Genomic DNA, 18,466 nt, shown 5'->3' with positions numbered 1-18,466 from the left:
TATTTTCCACAGATTGTTGTAGTTTTCTATTATTTGGTCTTTCCCCAGTCGTGTATTGGTGATATAGCCTTTCAGGCCGTCCCACCTGGAATCCTGTTCAAATCTTGCCCGGTCGATCTCAATTTTGATTTCGCCCTCCATTTTTAGGTACTTGTTGTAGCCCCTGTTGTTGATGTGCGATTTATTGAGCTTTCCCGACCTGAGCTGCTTCTCCAGCTTCTTCAGGCCCCTTTCCCTGTTGGACCGGTCTTTTCTGGCCCGCTTCTCAGAATAGCTGACAACCATTTTGAGCCCTTCTTCCCAATCCAGGATGGTGCTCTCCCCGTTGCACAGCTCAAGTGAAAGAACCTTTGATTTTTGGCCCTTACCGCCGGTCTTCAGCCTGGCTCCCAAAATGAACTCATATCCCTTTTCAACGAGGTCTTCAATATTCTTTTTTGAAAGCAGGCCCGAATCAGCTATGATGACGGGGGCGGGCAGGTTATATTTAGTCTTGAACTTCTCAATAACCGGGATCATCGTGTGGCCTTCAAACTTGTTTCCCTCGAAAATTTCATAGGCCAACGGATATCCCTCCAGCCCGACAAGAAGGCCCAGTACGATCTGTGGATTCTGATGTTTTCCCTCTTTCGAAAAACCTGTTTTTCTAAGGTCATCTTCCTGGTCTATTTCAAAATAGAGAGTGGTCACATCATAAAACACGACATTGATCGATCCCCCGAGTATTTTCCTGGTATGCTCAAAGCTGATCAGCTGGACGGTTTCTTTATAATTGTTGTACAGCTTGTCCATATACCTGTACAGGGCATGGACCTCGATGGAAAGCCCATGGAAATTGAAGAGGTACTCAGTGGTCTTGAGTTTACTGCCCGGAAAACACAGCCTTGAAAAAACCAGCCACCTGAATAGTTCATCCTTGACAGCGTTAAAGCCAATCATGTCAAAAATTTTCCCCAATAAAAGCTCTGTTCCGGTTACCGTAATTCCCGCAATATTGTCGAGAACGTTTTGAACAGCCTGCTTTTCGTTGTTGAATGGGAGCTCCAGTAGCCCACGTTGGGACTTAATCCACTGTTCTCCTTCCTTGACAAGTCTTTCTACTGTGTCCAAATCCGGGCTGCTGCCGACGGTTTTGACGACTTTATATTTACCAGATTTTTTCTCGATTACCTGGACACTGATTTTCCCGCTTTTATTGGGTTTTTTCCGGACAAACATGGGTGAAAATAAGGAAAAAGAAGGCTGGGACACCCATTGTCAACCACTAAAAATTATGATTTAATTGAAAATCAATTATTTAATCAAAAATGGGACTGACGACTGTCGAAAACAGGTGAGTTAGAAGCTATGAAAACCAAGGCGCCCTAATTCTTACTATTGGCGTCAGGATAGAATTCCAGTTTAATAATTATAGGAAAGTGGTCAGAACCAAACTTGGCCAACTTGTTCAAACTGATCAATAGAAAATCTTTGGTATAGAAAAAGTGATCCAAGGGATAGCGAAAGAAGGGCACAAAAACATTATAGGTATTGAAAAAGCCCCTTCCCTCCCGGGGGTCCCATAAACCAGACCGCTTCTGAAACAACTCCGAAGTTGCGGACCAGGCAACATCATTCAAGTCGCCGGCCAGAATAGATGGCTCATTCTCTTCTTTAATCTTTTTCCCCACAATCAATAATTCTGTATCTCTTTCATATGTGGAGCTACCTGGTTTAGGTGGTTCGGGATGCAGACCATGAAAATTAATGACTTTTCCAGAAGGCAATTCAATTTTTGTATGGATTGAGGGGATGCTATTATCTACCAGAAAATTGATTTTAGGATCAATAAGTTTGAATTTAGAATACATGGCCATACCATAGGTATTGTCCAATGGATATTTTATAGTGTGTGGAAAACTAGGATCTAGCTCCTGAAGGGCCTCCATCCATTTCTCATTTACCTCATTGAGTAAAAAAACATCGGGATCGCTGGACTTGAGGATTCCTAATAACTCTTGATAATTATCATTATCCATTTTCACATTTGCCAAAAATATACTAATGGAATTGGCCGGATTTGGAAGGTTGGATCGGGGAGATCTGATCGGATAAAAAGGAGTGTAACGTATCATTTTAATTGACTGATAACATATTACTCCAATGCTAAATGCAATCAGAACATACATCAAAATGGGATTCTCATTGCAAAAAATAAGTGCTAAAAGTAAGGAAACTACAGCAATAATGGTAACCTGGGTCCTGGGAAAATCAAAAATCCTGATCCACCATTTGTATGAGGGAATTATAGGAAGCACCGTAGCGACCACCGATACTAATACTAAAAACACTACTATGTAACACATTCAATTTAATTTTTAAACTGATTGAAATCACCAGTTTCTGAATTATATATAAAATAACCTGTAAAATTAACCACTTGTAATACAAATAGTTTCTCACTTAAGATTCTTAGAATTTTCTTCCCTTTCTTTTAAGTCCACATATTCCACCGTCATCATAATAGGAAAATGATCCGAACCAATATCAGGCAACCTTTCAAAATCAACAAGATTAAAATGCTTAGAATAGAAAAAATGATCTAAGGGATATCTAAAGAGTGGAACAAATACATTATAGGTATTAAAGAGTCCCCTACCCTCTCTGGGATCAAGCATATACGTCCTTTTTTGAAATAGTTCGGATGTCCTAGACCAAGCTACATCATTTAAATCCCCAGCAATTACAGTAGGTCTTTCATCGTTCACCACTCTATCAGAAATTATCAGAATTTCAGAATCACGCTCATAGGTGGGAGTTCCAGGTTTCGGGGGTTCAGGATGTAAGCAATGTAGATTTACCAATACATCAGATGAAAGCTTCACTTTTGCAAAAATAGAGGGAATGCTGTCCTTGACCAGAAAATTAATCTCTGTATCCTCAAGCTCCAACCGGGAATAAAGAATCATACCATAGGTATTATCCAAAGGGTATTTGAGGTAATGAGGGTACTCGGCATCCAACTTCTCAACTCCTTCGACCCACGCCTGATCGGTTTCGGTGAGCAATATTATGTCAGGCCCCCTATCTTCGATCAAATCAAGAAACGCAGTATACTTGTCATTGGTCATTCTTACATTATACATGAGAATACTGAAGGTATTTTCTTCTATCGGCTCAAACGCTCCAGGAGCTTGAACCGGGTAAAGCGGGGTATATTTGACCATTAACCTGCCCTGATAAGCAATAGCTGTTAACAAAAAAGTAGATATGCTCAGATATTTGATACTGTTATGTCGAAAATAAATAAATGTTAGAATTTGGGCAATTATTGCAATGACAGTGATTTGTACCCTCGGGTAGTCAAAAATCCTCACCCACCAGTATGTTGTCTGAATTAAAGGCAGTGCCGTTGTGACTATTGCAACAAAAATTAGAATATAGGTAACTATTCTCATCCAAGAAGTAATTTTTAATAGCATAGATAAAAACAATGCCATTTAGCAGGCAGAACTCATGATTATATTTTATATTTTGTAATAATTTAAAATCAGTCTACAACAGCCAAATGAAGTCAAGGAGAAAATTTCTTAGCCGCTTAGCATTAGCCTATCCATTTGGGGTTTTACCCTTTACGGCTCAGGCCAATAAATTAGTAAAACCTTATATGATCCACCAGGTATTTTTCTGGTTAAATGAAGGTGTAGAGGTGGCAGAGTTTAAAGAAGCCGCAAGAAAATTAGGCTCGGTAAAATCAATTCAGGAATTTAGATTGGGTACCCCAGCACCTACCAAAGCTCGAGATGTGATCGACAGCAGTTATGATGTAGCCTTAAATATGGTTTTTGATTCTATAGAGTCTCAGAACGAATATCAAATTGATCCCATCCATTTAGAGTTTATTGAAAAACATGCTTCTAAATGGCGAGAAGTAAAAGTTTATGATTTTGTGTTAGAATAATCAGACGACCATCAGGTTACATCCTCTGATGTCAGAATTATCAAATCGACCCAATATTTCTAACATCCCTCGGTCATCATAACGTCCAACATCTTGGGTTTCGATGAATGCACAACTGTGAAAATTGGCCAGGTCAATCACATTGATTCCCCCTTGCCTTTTGCTAGAGAAAGACAGCGGATCATTAACATCCCTTAATAAAACCTTCATAGTGTTGGGAAGGACATACTTCCCAACACCTTTGGAATACGCCTGAGACATGAGCTCGGTCATCCCGTATTCGGAGTGGATCTTATTTACTTTGAAATATCTTGTAAGAATCTCATGGACTTCTTCACGAATCATTTCCCGCCGTCTCCCTTTCATACCTCCAGTTTCCATTATGATAAGGTTGTTCATTTTATTGAACGCGTTCATCTCTTCAGCAAAATCAAGTAGAGCAAAGGTGACTCCCAACAGAAGTACTTTTGTGGAAGAACCTCTGAGTTCATCCAATTTGCCCATCAATTCTGTCTGGTTATTTAAATAAAATCCAGAGTGAGGGGAACCTGATTTTTTAATAAAGTGATCAGCCATGGTGACCAAAGAACTACCTTCTCGCTCCAAATATGCCGGCAAAAGAGCTAATATATGAAAATCGGTTAACGGACCGTATTCCATTTCAAAAATCCGTTTTGCATTTTCAAGGTAAGCTTCCTCTGACCAAATGAAATGTCTACTAGTAATGTTTCCCGTTGTTCCGCTACTGGAATAAAACGAAGTGAAATCCTCCTGCGGGCCAGTTACTACTTTCTGGGTTTTGAAAAATGAAATAGGAAGAAAGGGAATTTTCTCAAGAGAATTAACATGGCCCACTTTCACCTTTCGGTATTTCAAATAGGAATTATAAATAGGATTGTGTAATGCCTGAAACTTAAACAATGCAAGGGCCACTTTTTCAAAATTAACTTCATTGACTTGATCTAAATCGGCTGAAAAACTTTTGAAATAATTCATCGTTCTATATTTGTGAATGGCATTTTTTTACCAACTTTATAAAAACCAATATTATCCGTAAATTTAGGCTTACAAGATGAAGGTGAAAAACTATCTAGGTATATTATTTTTAGCCCCAGCTGTGATAGGCTGTGTGTCTCCGCCCGAAAACTTCCCGTCTGCCCCAGAAATTTCGTTCAGCAGAGTGGAGTTTGTTGATATTCAAGGGGCGCCTGACTCCTTGATCGTCAGTGTGGATTTCAGGGATGCCGAAGGGGACTTGGGTTTGGGTCCAAGAGATTTAGACCCACCTTTTCAACCATTTGATTATGTTTTGAGTGAGACCGGTACCCGTATTTCATATTCCAATAGACCAGCAGATGCACCTAACTACAACCCAAGGGACTGGAGAATTCTTGATCCAGTTCTGGACAACGTCACGGTGAGAGACACCCTTTGGGTTACACCTAACCCCAACCACAACAATATTTTCGTTCGCTTTTTCATCAAACGCGGCGGAGATTATCAGGAGTTTGTTTGGGAAGGACCGCCATATTATACCACTTTCAATGGCCGTTTTCCGCGCATCCTCACTGATGAGCGGGACAGAGCTATTGAGGGCAATATAGCATACGCCATGCTTTCTTCAGGTTGGCAAGCCATTTTCAGGAACGATACCATTAGACTGGATGTACAGATCCAAGACCGCCAACTTAACCGTAGTAACACTATTTCTACGCCGGATTTCACGCTGAATCAGGTAACGAGGAGGCAATAAATTGAAATAAGGAAAAGTTGATAAATAATGAAAAAGCCCTCCGAAGAACTTACTTCGGAGGGCTTTTTCTTGTCTTTATAATCGCCAATTTAAAGCTCAGGGAAACTTTTTGGATCCACTTCATGCATCATTTCATAGACTTTTTCGACTACATCGTCCACACTTGGTTTGGAGAAATAATCTCCGTCAGATGAATATGCTGGTCTATGAGCTTTTGCTGCTATAGTTACTGGCTCGGAATCTAAATGGTAATATGCCTGTTGTTCCTCAATCACTTGTTGCATCATGTAGGCAGATGCTCCACCAGGTACATCCTCATCGGCAAAGATCACTCTATTTGTCTTTTTGATGGAATCAGAAATCACATGATGGGTATCAAATGGCAATAAAGTTTGCACATCAATTACCTCAATTGAGATCCCCATTTCTTCCAACACTATGGCTGCATCCAAAATGATTCTACACATAGAACCATAAGTCACAATCGTCAGGTCAGTACCTTCACGTAGTATTTCTGGCTTGCCCATAGGCACGGTATATTCACCGATATTGGCAGGCATTTTTTCTTTTAGCCTGTAACCGTTCAGACACTCGATAACAAGGGCCGGCTCGTCAGCCTTCACCAAGGTATTATACATACCGGCAGCTTGAGTCATGTCTCTTGGCACGCATACCAACATACCTCTCAAGCTATGAAGGATCATTCCTATTGGTGAGCCAGAATGCCATACACCTTCAAGTCTATGTCCTCTTGTTCTAACAATCAGAGGAGCTTTCTGACCGCCTTTAGTTCTATATTGTAAACATGCTACATCATCAGAAAGAATCTGGATGGCATATAATAAATAATCCAAATATTGAATTTCGGCGATCGGTCTTAGACCTCTCATAGAGGCACCTATACCTTGCCCGATGATGGTACACTCACGAATACCGGTATCAGTCACCCGTAGTTCTCCATGCTTATCTTGAAGCCCAGCAAAGGCCTGGTTCACATCACCGATCTTTCCGACATCTTCCCCAAAGGCAAAAACCCGCGGATCTGTACTCAACAAATTATCAAAACAAGCCTGAAGTATTTCACGGCCATCCACCATCTGTGCGTCCTCACCATACTGAGCGGGCACCTCTTCAACATTACCGACACGGAAATCAGATTGACTATAAAGGTGGCTGTTATACCTGTCCTGGTTTAGTTTTTTTTGCTGTTCATACCACAGCTTCAGATTTTGCTTAACCTCGGCACCGTCAAATCTCATCAATAATAAGGCTTTTCTTACCGCACTGATCACATCCTTACGAATTGGGTTCATCGTTTTGGAAAGTTCGGATGCCAATGAAACCACCTTATCATTCTGCCTACTGTTTGGCGCAGCCTCTTGGATCAAAGTTACCGCATCTTGCAGTTCAGATTTAATTTCTCCTGCAAAAGCCTCCCATGCTGCCACTCTTTGCTCCTTGGCAAATGTCTTTGCTTCAGCGTCTATTTGAGCAAGCTCTTCTTCACTTGCAATACCTTGTTCTAAGATATATTCTTGGAATTGACGGACACAATCATATTCAGCTTCCCACTCAAGTCTGGCTTTAGACTTATATCTCTCATGAGAACCGGACGTGGAGTGCCCTTGAGGCTGGGTAAGTTCGATCACATGGACCATAACAGGCACATGTTCTTCTCGAGCAATTTTAGCAGCTTTTTGATAAGTTCTCATCAAAGCTTCATAATCCCAACCTTTTACCACCAATATCTCATAACCTTTTTGATCTTCGGTTCTTTGAAAACCTTTCAAGACCTCAGATATACTTCCTTTGGTAGTGTGATATTCTTTTGGTACTGAAATACCGTACTCATCATCCCATACAGACACGACCATAGGAACCTGCAATACTCCACCAGCATTGATAGTTTCGTAAAACATCCCTTCCGAGGTGGAAGCGTTACCGATAGTTCCCCAAGCTACCTCATTGCCTTCAATACTGAAATCTGAAAGGTCTTTTAAAAGTGTATTGTTTTGTCTGTAAAGTTTAGAAGCATAGGCTAGGCCTAAAAGCTTGGGCATTTGGGAAGCGGTAGGAGAAATATCAGACGCTGAGTTCTTCATTTCAGTAAGATCTTTCCATTCACCGTTTTGCTTCAAAGCCCTGGTGCCAAAGTGGCCATTCATCAATCTACCACCAGAAGCAGGCTCTGCTTCCACATCAGTATGGGCATAAAGTTGGGCAAAGTATTCTTGGATAGTAAGCTCGCCAATGGCAAACATAAAAGTCTGATCCCTATAATAACCAGCGCGAAAATCACCGTTTTTAAAGTACTTGGCCATAGCTATTTGGGCCAATTCTTTCCCATCTCCAAAAATCCCGAATTTGGCTTTTCCCATAAAAACCTCTTTCCGTCCCATTAGGGAGGCTTGACGACTTTGTTGGGCAAGCTTGTAATCATTAAGAATTTCATCTTTCGACAAGCTCAATGACTTATTTTTTTTATTCACAGCAACTTCTTCCATAAAATTATTCTTTAAAGCTATTTTGGGTTTGGCAGGCATTCTCTGCAAGTATTTCAAAAATACAATAATTTGTTAGGCCTGCAAAAAAATCCAACAACAATTTTAAATCCTCCCCCAAAACTTATTCTGATAGACAGGCAAAACGAAGCCTAAATCATGAATAAAATTCTGATTTCATCTAAAAAACAGTACTAATCAATCATTTACCACTTTTCCCCATAAACAGAATCAATAAGGTAAAAACTGGGAATCAATTAGGCTCAGAATATTCAATTCAAATACTAGGTAAAACAAAACAAAATAATGTATAGATTCTCTTTAAATAACAATATTTTAATTTAACCATATTTAAATAATAACATCAAAATATATGAATGGGTTTTCTATTTCTTAATGCTTTGCATGCTATATTTGCGCACGAATCACAACCCAAATACTAGAATATCATGATAATAGGTGTTCCAAAGGAAATCAAAAACAACGAGAACCGCGTGGCATTAAACCCAGCGGGTGCTAAAGAACTCGTTAAAAGAGGTCACACTGTGTATGTTCAGCATACCGCCGGAGAAGGCAGCGGTTTTCTTGACTCCATGTACGAGGAAGCTGGAGCTAAAATCCTTCCTACTATAGAAGAGACTTATGCCATTGCAGAAATGATCATGAAAGTCAAAGAACCTATAGAGCCGGAATATAAATTGATCAAAGAAGATCAGTTGGTGTTCACCTATTTCCACTTTGCTTCACATGAGCCGCTTACTAAAGCTATGGTGGAAAGTAAATCAATTTGCTTGGCCTATGAGACAGTAGAGAAAACTGACAGAAGCCTTCCTTTGCTAGTACCTATGTCAGAGGTTGCCGGGAGAATGTCCGTACAAAAAGGCGCCAACTATCTGGAGAAGCCACTTGGCGGAAAAGGTATACTTTTGGGTGGAGTACCAGGCACATTGCCTGCGAAAGTGCTTATCCTCGGGGGTGGTATCGTTGGAACTCAAGCAGCATGGATGGCAGCAGGCCTTGGTGCCGATGTTACCATTATGGATGTTTCCCTTCAGAGAATGAGATATTTGTCTGATGTGATGCCAAAGAATGTGAAGACTATGATGTCTAATGAATTCAATATCCGAAAAATGATCAAGGATCATGATCTAATCATCGGTGCGGTATTGATTCCAGGTGCAAAAGCTCCTAACTTGATCACTAGAGAAATGCTGAAAGAAATGCAGCCAGGCACCGTACTTGTTGACGTAGCCGTTGACCAAGGCGGATGTATTGAAACCTGCAAGCCTACCACTCACCAGGATCCAACTTATATAATTGACGATGTGGTTCACTATTGTGTAGCTAACATGCCAGGAGCAGTACCTTATACTTCTACGATTGCCTTGACAAATGCAACCCTTCCTTATGCTATTCAATTGGCTGACAAAGGATGGAAAAAAGCAGCCTTGGAAAACCCTGAATTAGTACTAGGACTGAATGTAATCAAAGGCGACATCGTTTACAAAGCTGTTGCTGAAGCATTCGACATGCCATATGTACCAGTTGACAAATACCTTGAAGAAGAGTTAGTTAACTCATAATATTTAAAGCCCGGCGTATTCCGGGCTTTTTTTTTGCAAAATTTTTTAGTGGTTACTCTCCCCTATAGCGCATATCTCCCGAATATTCCTACAGCCATGACTATAAAATCAAATCATACTTCCGATCATTAAAGAATCTACAAAAAGGGAGTCATATTATTATTTTGTTTTAAATAATACATCCGTTACATTTGAAACATGTTATTATTCGCAGCACTATATTTTAGCTTCTTCTATTTTTATTTTCGCCCTCAAGGTCGAATCGGAGCTGCGTATTGTCTAGTGGAAAAATAAACTTCAAGATATTTACAAACCAAAAGCCCGGTTCGCAAGAACCGGGCTTTTTCTATTTTAAACCTATTGCAAAATGAAAAATCACTTACAATCAACCGAATGGGGTTTGAACCTCACCAACCAATTGATCATCGCCGGCCCCTGCAGCGCAGAAAGCCCGGGACAGATTGAAAAAGTATGTCTGGCTATGAAAGAGGAAAATGTATTGCCCTCCCTGTTCAGAGCTGGCATCTGGAAACCCCGCACCAGACCGGGAAGCTTCGAAGGCATAGGTGAGGAAGGCCTCAAATGGATGGAAATCGCCCGTCACCACCTCAATGTCCCCATCACCACCGAGGTGGGCAATGCAGCCCACGTGGAAATGGCCCTCAAGCACAAGGTAGATGTGCTCTGGATCGGCGCCAGGACGACTGTCAATCCTTTCGCTGTGCAGGAAATTGCCGAGGCGCTGAGAGGCACGGACATTCCCGTTATGGTCAAAAACCCCATGAACCCCGACCTCCAGCTATGGATCGGAGCTTTGGAAAGACTGCATGCCGTGGGCATCAACAAATTGGCCGCCATCCACCGTGGATTCAGTGATGCGTACGACAAAAGGTTCAGGAACAAACCAAACTGGTCCATGCCTATCCACCTGAAAAGAGAATGGAAAGGCATGCAGGTCATCAATGACCCTAGCCATATAGTAGGTAAAAGGGACGGCATCCTGGAAACATCCCAGCGCGCACTCAACTTCGGTCTGGACGGTTTGATGATCGAAACCCACCACGACCCGGACAAAGCCTGGTCTGACGCCAAACAGCAGGTCACCCCGGCACAGCTCAAGCAGATCCTGCAGCAACTGGATTTCAAGACCCCTTTGGAAGAAGTACAGCCAAGTGAAAAACTTCATGACCTCAGAGCGGCAGTAGACCACCTTGATGATCAGCTCCTGGACATTCTCGCTGAAAGGTTCGCTGTAATTGAGCAAATCGGAGCGCATAAAAGAGAAAACCACCTAAGTGTGTTCCAATCCGAGAGATGGAAGCAAGTAATGGATTCTAGAACCCAAAAAGGCGTTTCAAAAAACCTGGGTGAGAAATTCATGAAAGAGCTTCTTTTCACCATTCATGAAGAATCTGTAAAAAGGCAGGAAAAGCAGTTGAGAGAGCAAGTGAAAATCGTGAAATAAGCGATATTTTATTAGTAATTTGGACCTCTAAAAAAATTTAAAAAAACTTGGAATCAATCATTTTCTCAGAAAAGATAGCTGAAAGGCTCAGCGGCTTTTTAAGCAAGCAGGCTTATTCAAAGTTGGGCTTCATTACCGATAGCAACAGTTTCGACTATTGCTATCCCTTGCTTGCCGACAAACTTCCGGATCACCTGACTTTCACCTTTCAGGCCGGCGAGGCTAACAAAACCCTGTACACCTGCACTAAAATCTGGACATGGATGACTGAGAATGATTTTGACCGGAAATCCCTCATCATAAATCTGGGCGGAGGTGTCACAGGGGACATGGGAGGTTTTTGCGCCAGCACCTTCAAAAGGGGCATGCGCTTCATCAACATCCCCACAACCCTGTTGTCACAAGTGGACGCCAGCGTCGGAGGGAAACTGGGAATTGATTTCATGGGCTTCAAAAACCATCTGGGTGTATTCGCCGAGCCTCTTACCGTGGTGATCTCTGAAGAGTTCCTCCAAACCCTCCCCCGGCGCGAGCTCAGGAGCGGATATGCTGAGGTGCTCAAGCACGGCCTGATTAAGAGTGAGAATTACTTTCATTGTCTCAAAACTGAAAAGTGGGAGACTCAGCCATGGAAGGATATTATAGAGAAATCCGTTTCCATCAAAAAAGAGGTGGTTGAAAAAGACCCAAAGGAAGAGGGTTTGCGGAAGATCCTGAATTTTGGCCATACCATTGGACATGCAGTGGAATCCTTTTATCTGGACACTGCTGAGCACCTGCTACATGGGGAAGCCATTGCTATAGGAATGGTGGCCGAAGCCTACCTTTCCCATCAGAAACTGAGGTTGCCAAAAGATGACCTTGACACCATCTGCGACAGGATTATCGCAGTTTTCGGAAAGGTTACCATAAAACCGGAAGCTTTCCAAAGCATTTCAGACCTGTGTTTGCAGGACAAGAAAAACGAAGGCAAAACCATAAACTGCTCCCTTTTGAGAAGAATCGGTGAGTGTGAGTACAATATCCCCATCACCAGAGAAGAAATCACATCGGCCCTGGCATTTTACAATGAACTGAAGCATGAACCAGCTTAGACTTTCACAACAAAGTAATATACCATCAACTACTATCCCGTTGCCTTCCAGCAAAAGCGAAAGCAACCGGGTACTGATCATTGACGCACTCACTTCCGGTGAAAACCAGATCGAGAACCTGGCTGAAGCCCGGGACACGCAGACGATGATCCGCCTCCTCAAAAAAGATCCCCCCATCTATGACGTGCTGGACGCCGGCACCACCATGAGGTTTCTTACTGCTTATGCGGCCATTACCAACAAACAAAAGGTTATGACCGGCACCCCAAGGATGTGCGAACGCCCGATCGGAATTTTGGTGGAAGCCCTGCAGCAGCTGGGGGCAGAGATCCATTATTTGGGAATTGAAGGCTATCCCCCGCTTGCAGTCAATGGGTTTTCAGAGCAAAAAACAGATCTGATCACCATCAGGGGTGATGTAAGCAGCCAATATATTTCTGCCCTCCTGATGATCGCCCCGCACCTACCCCAAGGTTTGAAGCTGGAACTGACCGGGAAAGTGGGATCCCGCACATATATAGAGATGACCCTTGAGCTGATGAAGCAATTCGGGATCAGCCATACCTGGAAAGGAAACCTGATCTCGATTGGACCCCAGCCTTACCGGCCTACCACCTATTCCGTGGAAAGCGATTGGTCAGGTGCAAGCTACTGGTACAGCCTCTTGGCCTGCGCAGAAAGTGGAGAACTGTTCCTGAAAGGTCTAAAAAAGGAAAGTTTGCAGGGAGATTCCAAAATAGTGGACATCATGGCCCAACTCGGTGTGGCCAGTGAATTCAAGGAAGACGGGATAAAGTTGACCAAAATCCCGGTATTGGGTCTGCAGGAGTTTGATTTCACCCATTGCCCCGATCTGGCACAAACGGTGGCCGTCACCTGTGCCGTTATTGGACAGAAAACCGAATTCACCGGGCTGGAAAGTCTGCGCATCAAAGAAACCGACCGGATTGCAGCCCTTCAGGCGGAATTAGCCAAATTCAACGCCCAACTCCAAGAAGGAAATGACGGGGCCTTCACGGTTATCCCATCAGTGAGTATTCCCGACGAAGTCACCATTGCCACTTATGATGATCACCGGATGGCGATGGCTTTTATGCCCCTGGTGACCAAAACCAATGTGGTCATTGAAGATCCTGATGTCGTGAATAAAAGCTATCCTAGTTTCTGGAACCATGTCGAACTGATTACAGCAACGATCAATATGAATTTCTCCCAAAATTAGAATTGAACCATACAGAAGACAAAACGGCCAAAATCCTTACAGAAAATATTACTCAGCTCCTTTCCCTGAAATAAAATGAAAACAGCAATCCAAGGAATCCCAGGCTCCTTTCACCACCAAGTGGCGCTCAGAGAATTTGGTACTGAGGCTGACATTGTAGGTTTTGGCACTTTTGAAGAAGTTGCCCATGCAGTGAAAGACGGGGTCGCTTCCTCTGGGGTCATGGCAATAGAAAATTCCATTGCAGGAGCAATTTTGCCCAATTACGACCTGATCGACAGGCATGGGCTCCATATCCGGGGGGAGCATTATCTACCGATCTCCCACAACCTGATGGCCCTCCCTGGTTCAAATTTAGATAGTCTCAGCATTGTGGAGTCCCACCCAATGGCCCTGCTGCAATGCCGGAAATTCTTTGCCCAACATCCCCACATCAAATTGCTTCCTGAAAAGGACACCGCCAGCGTGGCCAAAAAAATCGCCGAAAAACGGCTTCAAAATCATGGTGCAATAGCGAGTAAAACAGCTGCAGAGATTTATGGACTTGAAATCCTTGCAAGCGACATTCAAACTGTCCCCAATAATTTCACCAGGTTTATAATCCTGAGCAGAAACAAAGCCCAGTTGGATCAGCCACCTACCAAAGCCTCTCTGAAAATCATCATCAGAAACGAAAAGGGAGCCTTGGCCAAGCTCCTGCAGATTTTGGCCATTCATGGCCTTGACCTGAGCAAAATCCAGTCTATCCCTTTGATGGAAAAACCCTGGGATTATGCCTTTTTCATTGACACAATCATCACAGACTATTCTGAGTATTTAGAAGCGGTCGAGTCAGTACAGGCAGCCGGAAATGAGGTGAAAATATTCGGGGAATATTTAAGTAAAAAGCCATGATAGGGTTTTCCAAAAGGCTCCAGGATGTCCAAGAATATTACTTTTCTTCCAAGCTCAAGGAAGTAAAGCAACTGATTGCCGAAGGCCAGCCTATCATTGAAATGGGCATAGGAAGCCCTGATCTGCCCCCGCATCCCAACATCATCCAAGCATTGAAGGATTCCGCCGGTGAGAAAAACGCCCATGGATACCAACGCTATCAGGGCACACCTGAACTGAGGACTGCTTTTGCGGAATTTTATCAAAGGCATTTTGGTGTCCATCTTTCCCCGGAGGAAATCTTGCCCCTAATGGGTTCCAAGGAAGGCATCCTGCACATATCCATGGCATTCTTGGACGAGGGAGACCAGGTATTGATCCCAAACCCCGGGTATCCCACCTATAGCTCAGTCAGCAAATTGATGAAAGCTGACCCCTTTAATTACGAACTAAGCGCAGAAAACAACTGGCAACCGGACTTTGATGCTTTGGGAAAGCAGGATCTGTCCAAGGTGAAAATCATGTGGGTCAACTATCCCCACATGCCCACCGGAGCCTTGGCATCAGAAGACCTTTTCGAAAAGCTGGTTGCTTTTGGGCAAAAACATGAAATCTTGATCGTGCATGACAATCCCTACAGCTTTATCCTAAACCCGGAGCCCAAAAGCATTCTTTCAGTCGAAGGGGCCAAAGAAATAGCTCTTGAACTCAATTCACTGAGTAAAACCTTCAACATTCCCGGATGGAGAGTAGGAATGGTGGCAGGAAAAAAAGAATTTCTGCAGGCAATTTTGCAAGTCAAAAGCAATATGGATTCGGGGATGTTTCTGGGAATTCAAAAAGGTGCAGTAGCTGCTTTGAACTTGGGCGAGGAATGGTTTGATGAGCAGAACAAACAATATGAGGCAAGGAGAGCACTGGTATGGAAACTCGCTGAAAGGCTGAACTTAAGTTATGAAAAAGATACCGCAGGCATGTTTGTCTGGGCATGGGCAAGAGTACCGCAGGGAACTGACGCCTTGGAGCTCACGGACTGGCTTTTGAAGGAAAAGCAAATATTTGTAGCTCCTGGCAGTATTTTCGGTTCCGGGGGAAAAGAATATATCAGGTTTTCCCTTTGCACACCGGAAGACCAAATATTGGAAGCTATCAGAAGATGTACCACTTAATTTAATTCCTCTATCGAAATCTATTAAACCTAATGAAACATATACACATCATCGGCCTTGGCCTTATCGGAGGATCATTTGCCCTGGCCATACGGAAAGCATTTCCCGAAATCCACATCAGCGGATTTGACAAAAACGATCAACATTTGGAGGAGGCCAAATACCTTGGACTGATTGATGAAGCCGTCGAGTCTCCACCTGTTGAGACTGACATAGTGCTATTGGCCACTCCTGTGGATACGCTGGCCCAGCTGCTTCAGGAATTATTGGAAAAGGTAAGTGCTGAAACGCTTATAATTGACTTGGGTTCCACCAAAGCCCGGCTCTGCCAAAGCTTGGCCGATCATCCAAAGAGGGCACAGTTTCTTGCAGGGCACCCTATCGCGGGAACGGAGTATTCAGGGCCAAGAGCAGCCAAAGAGGATCTTCTCAACGGAAAAGTGTTCATCATCTGTGAAATGGAAAAAACGGACGTGCACCTCAAAGGCAAGGCCTATGAATTATTTGAAGCCCTGAACCTGAAACTCCGGTTTATGGATCCACAGGAGCATGACCTGCACCTGGCTTTTGTTTCCCATCTCTCCCATATTTCTTCCTTCATGCTCGGCAAAACAGTGATGGACAAAATGGAGGACGAGCGCCATATATTTGACATGGCAGGTTCAGGTTTTGCATCAACTGTAAGGCTGGCAAAAAGCTCTCCGGAAATGTGGACGCCAATTATTAAAGAAAACAAAGAATTTGTCCTGGAAGCGCTGGGGAGCTATATAGCCAAGCTCAAAAATCTGGAAGAAAATATTAAAGGGAACGATTTTGAGGCTGTTTCCCGGCAGCTACAGGCTGTAGCCCCACTCAAGGAGATTTTGGACTTGAAGTGAGATTATTAAAATGGGTCAGGGCAGGAGCTTCGACCCTTTTCTATAATCTTTCAAAATACTCCGGGGCTTTGATCAACCGACTTCCATACCATGAAAACATCTCTCCGTCTACCAGTTTAACATTAGAATAAGGGAATTTTCTTTTAAATTCTTCCAAATGCTTCTCTTTAAATGGAAAAGGCTCTGAACTCAACAATACGGTCTCTGGGTTTAAATCTTTAATTTCCTCAACACTCAATTCCGGATATCTGCTTTTCTCAATTAAATTAGTATAACCGGCCTTTTCTAGCATGCAATCGATGAAGGTATCCTTACCTGCCACCATTATAGGATCATTCCAAATCAAATAAACTACGGTTCCTTTATAAAAAAAATCACGTCGAAACCCGTATTCCACTAAGTTAATTATCCTTTCAGCTTCTACATTTCTGTCAGTCAAATCTCCTAGCTTCTTCATCATATCAAGAGCATCTTCCAGTTCATATATATCACTCACCCAAACGGGAAAGTCTTTTGCGAGCTTATCTATCCCTTCTTCATAGTTTTCCTCCTTATTCCCAATAATTAGGTCTGGATTAAGAGATTTTATTTTGTCAAAGTGGAAGTTTTTGGTCCCGCCAATGATGGTTACTGATTCCTTGAACCCTTGAGGATGCACGCAAAACTTGGTCACACCCACTATTTCTTTCTCCAACCCCATATCTATCAAAAGTTCGGTTTGGGAGGGGACGAGAGAAATTATTCTATGTGGGCTGCTAGGTACAACTACTCTCCTTCCCAACTGGTCTATTACTTCCATTTTATTAATCTATTGGTGCTCTAAATTTCAATGTACTCATTATTCAACGCAAATCTATTCCACAGCCAAGGTTGGTGATTTTAACTTTGCAGCAATCGACCGTGATAAAATCCTAGGACTTTGATTGATTAACATCCAAAAACCATAATAATCAAGGTTAATTTTCCCACCCTTTAATTCATTGATCATTTCCTGAGTATAATACTTTTTCCAAAACCTGCCCCCCGCTCGATAGGCATCTTTTTCCCTTGGAGAGGAAATTAACTTTTTATTTACCCGTAACACATACAAGGCAGCTTTGAGCATTTTCGAGAAATTAGATGACATATTGGTATTATGGATTCTATATGCAGCAACAACTGCTTCATGATGCACCACCTCATATTTTCGCATAATCTTGAGATAGATATCATAATCTTCACACATTTTCAACCTAGTATCAAACAAAAATTCATTGAGGACCCAGCGACTATATAAAACAGCTGCATGCATCCCTATATAATTTCCGATAAGCATGTGATAAAAATGGTCTTCTTTTACTATTTCGTTACAAATAAAAACCTCCCCTGTTTTTTCGTAAACTTTTTCGTGGGAACCTACCACCAAGGCCAGATAAGGTTTCCTTTGGAGAATCTGCATATTAGTTCTTAAACCTCCCTTTTTGAAATAGTCATCGGCATCCAAAAAAGCAAGGTATTTACCCCTACTTTGCTTAACACCCGTATTTCGAGCAGCAGAGAGGCCTTGGTTGGCTTGGTAGACATAGCGAACCGGCAGTTGTTGAGCTACTTCAGCCGTATGGTCTGAGGAACCATCATCGACAACGATGATTTCCAACTTATCTAACCCTTGATCAATTGTACTTTCAACAGCCTGTTTTAGAAATTTGCCATGATTGTAGCAAGTTATTATTACGGAGACTAAAATCTCTTCCTCATGCATTTTATACATTTCAAAAAAGTTACAAGTGAATGAATGGTAATAAAAAACCTATATCAATATAGAAAAAAAAAGAGGCAGCTAAAAGCTACCTCTTATAAATTTACTTTATATATCCACTTAATTGCTTGTAAAGTGCCGTTATCAAATCAAGGAATGCCTGGAAGCAAAATGTAAGGCTTCTTCGGTCATCGGTCTTCGATCATCCTTCCCTTACATCAAAGGATATTTGTCAATTGGCATAATTAGG

General features: G+C 42.4%; 16 protein-coding genes. 9 read left to right on the top strand and 7 right to left on the bottom strand.

Features of this window, described 5'->3' with window-relative positions; translation table 11 throughout:
- The 3 genes from FPL27_RS05075 to FPL27_RS05065 form a co-directional block, all read right to left on the bottom strand.
- Window positions 1-1,218, bottom strand: a 1,218-nt coding sequence (locus FPL27_RS05075) for an IS1634 family transposase (protein ID WP_221936579.1), incomplete at its 3' end; no start/stop codon positions are given.
- Window positions 1,219-1,364: 146 nt separating this feature from the next.
- A complete protein-coding gene (locus FPL27_RS05070) occupies window positions 1,365-2,345 on the bottom strand; it encodes an endonuclease/exonuclease/phosphatase family protein (protein ID WP_143960054.1) in 981 nt (326 codons plus the stop codon).
- 93 nt (window positions 2,346-2,438) lie between these two features.
- Window positions 2,439-3,239, bottom strand: coding sequence for an endonuclease/exonuclease/phosphatase family protein (locus FPL27_RS05065; protein ID WP_185974301.1), 801 nt, complete (start codon window positions 3,237-3,239; stop codon window positions 2,439-2,441).
- Between the two features lie 308 nt (window positions 3,240-3,547).
- Here FPL27_RS05065 and FPL27_RS05060 point away from each other — a divergent pair, with 308 nt between their 5' ends.
- Window positions 3,548-3,940: a Dabb family protein gene (locus FPL27_RS05060; RefSeq protein WP_143960052.1), complete on the top strand. Its 393-nt coding sequence runs from the start codon at window positions 3,548-3,550 to the stop codon at window positions 3,938-3,940.
- Here the strand turns inward: FPL27_RS05060 and FPL27_RS05055 are convergent, their stop codons facing one another.
- A complete protein-coding gene (locus FPL27_RS05055; RefSeq protein ID WP_143960051.1) occupies window positions 3,941-4,936 on the bottom strand; it encodes an acyl-CoA synthetase family protein in 996 nt (331 codons plus the stop codon).
- Window positions 4,937-5,012: 76 nt separating this feature from the next.
- On the opposite strand from FPL27_RS05055, the gene FPL27_RS05050 reads away from it, so the two are divergent.
- Window positions 5,013-5,693, top strand: coding sequence for a hypothetical protein (locus FPL27_RS05050; RefSeq protein ID WP_143960050.1), 681 nt, complete (start codon window positions 5,013-5,015; stop codon window positions 5,691-5,693).
- Between the two features lie 89 nt (window positions 5,694-5,782).
- On the opposite strand, the gene FPL27_RS05045 is transcribed toward FPL27_RS05050, so the two are convergent.
- Entirely contained in the window at window positions 5,783-8,197 is a 2,415-nt protein-coding gene (locus FPL27_RS05045) for an alpha-ketoacid dehydrogenase subunit alpha/beta (protein ID WP_143962085.1), read from the bottom strand.
- 446 nt (window positions 8,198-8,643) lie between these two features.
- Between FPL27_RS05045 and ald the strand changes: the two genes are divergently transcribed.
- The 7 genes from ald to FPL27_RS05010 all read left to right on the top strand — a co-directional run bounded on the left by ald (window position 8,644) and on the right by FPL27_RS05010 (window position 16,478).
- Entirely contained in the window at window positions 8,644-9,777 is a 1,134-nt protein-coding gene (gene ald, locus FPL27_RS05040; protein WP_143960049.1) for an alanine dehydrogenase, read from the top strand.
- A gap of 367 nt (window positions 9,778-10,144) precedes the next feature.
- A complete protein-coding gene (locus FPL27_RS05035; protein ID WP_143960048.1) occupies window positions 10,145-11,242 on the top strand; it encodes a chorismate mutase in 1,098 nt (365 codons plus the stop codon).
- A 47-nt stretch (window positions 11,243-11,289) separates the two neighbouring features.
- Complete coding sequence (gene aroB, locus FPL27_RS05030) at window positions 11,290-12,336, top strand: 3-dehydroquinate synthase (RefSeq protein WP_143960047.1); 1,047 nt, start codon at window positions 11,290-11,292, stop codon at window positions 12,334-12,336.
- On the top strand, window positions 12,323-13,558 hold the full coding sequence (locus FPL27_RS05025; RefSeq protein WP_143960046.1) for a 3-phosphoshikimate 1-carboxyvinyltransferase: 1,236 nt from the start codon (window positions 12,323-12,325) through the stop codon (window positions 13,556-13,558). The genes aroB and FPL27_RS05025 overlap by 14 nt, the downstream gene beginning before the upstream one ends.
- A 75-nt stretch (window positions 13,559-13,633) precedes the next feature.
- Window positions 13,634-14,452, top strand: a complete 819-nt coding sequence (locus FPL27_RS05020) for a prephenate dehydratase (protein ID WP_143960045.1) — start codon at window positions 13,634-13,636, stop codon at window positions 14,450-14,452.
- The gene (locus tag FPL27_RS05015) at window positions 14,449-15,600 is read left to right on the top strand and encodes a pyridoxal phosphate-dependent aminotransferase (RefSeq protein WP_143960044.1); all 1,152 of its coding nucleotides are present in this window, start codon (window positions 14,449-14,451) and stop codon (window positions 15,598-15,600) included. Before FPL27_RS05020 ends, FPL27_RS05015 begins: the two co-directional genes overlap by 4 nt.
- A gap of 32 nt (window positions 15,601-15,632) precedes the next feature.
- Window positions 15,633-16,478, top strand: a complete 846-nt coding sequence (locus FPL27_RS05010; RefSeq protein WP_143960043.1) for a prephenate dehydrogenase — start codon at window positions 15,633-15,635, stop codon at window positions 16,476-16,478.
- A gap of 40 nt (window positions 16,479-16,518) precedes the next feature.
- Here the strand turns inward: FPL27_RS05010 and FPL27_RS05005 are convergent, their stop codons facing one another.
- On the bottom strand, window positions 16,519-17,277 hold the full coding sequence (locus tag FPL27_RS05005) for an ABC transporter substrate-binding protein (RefSeq protein ID WP_143960042.1): 759 nt from the start codon (window positions 17,275-17,277) through the stop codon (window positions 16,519-16,521).
- Between the two features lie 54 nt (window positions 17,278-17,331).
- Window positions 17,332-18,228 (bottom strand): glycosyltransferase family 2 protein, encoded by an 897-nt coding sequence (locus tag FPL27_RS05000; RefSeq protein WP_143960041.1) that lies wholly within the window; start codon window positions 18,226-18,228, stop codon window positions 17,332-17,334.
- Window positions 18,229-18,466: the final 238 nt, after the last annotated feature.

The sequence above is a fragment of the Litoribacter populi genome, from assembly GCF_007483685.1.
Lineage (GTDB): Bacteria > Bacteroidota > Bacteroidia > Cytophagales > Cyclobacteriaceae > Litoribacter > Litoribacter populi.
This window is presented reverse-complemented; position numbering and strand designations above follow the sequence as displayed.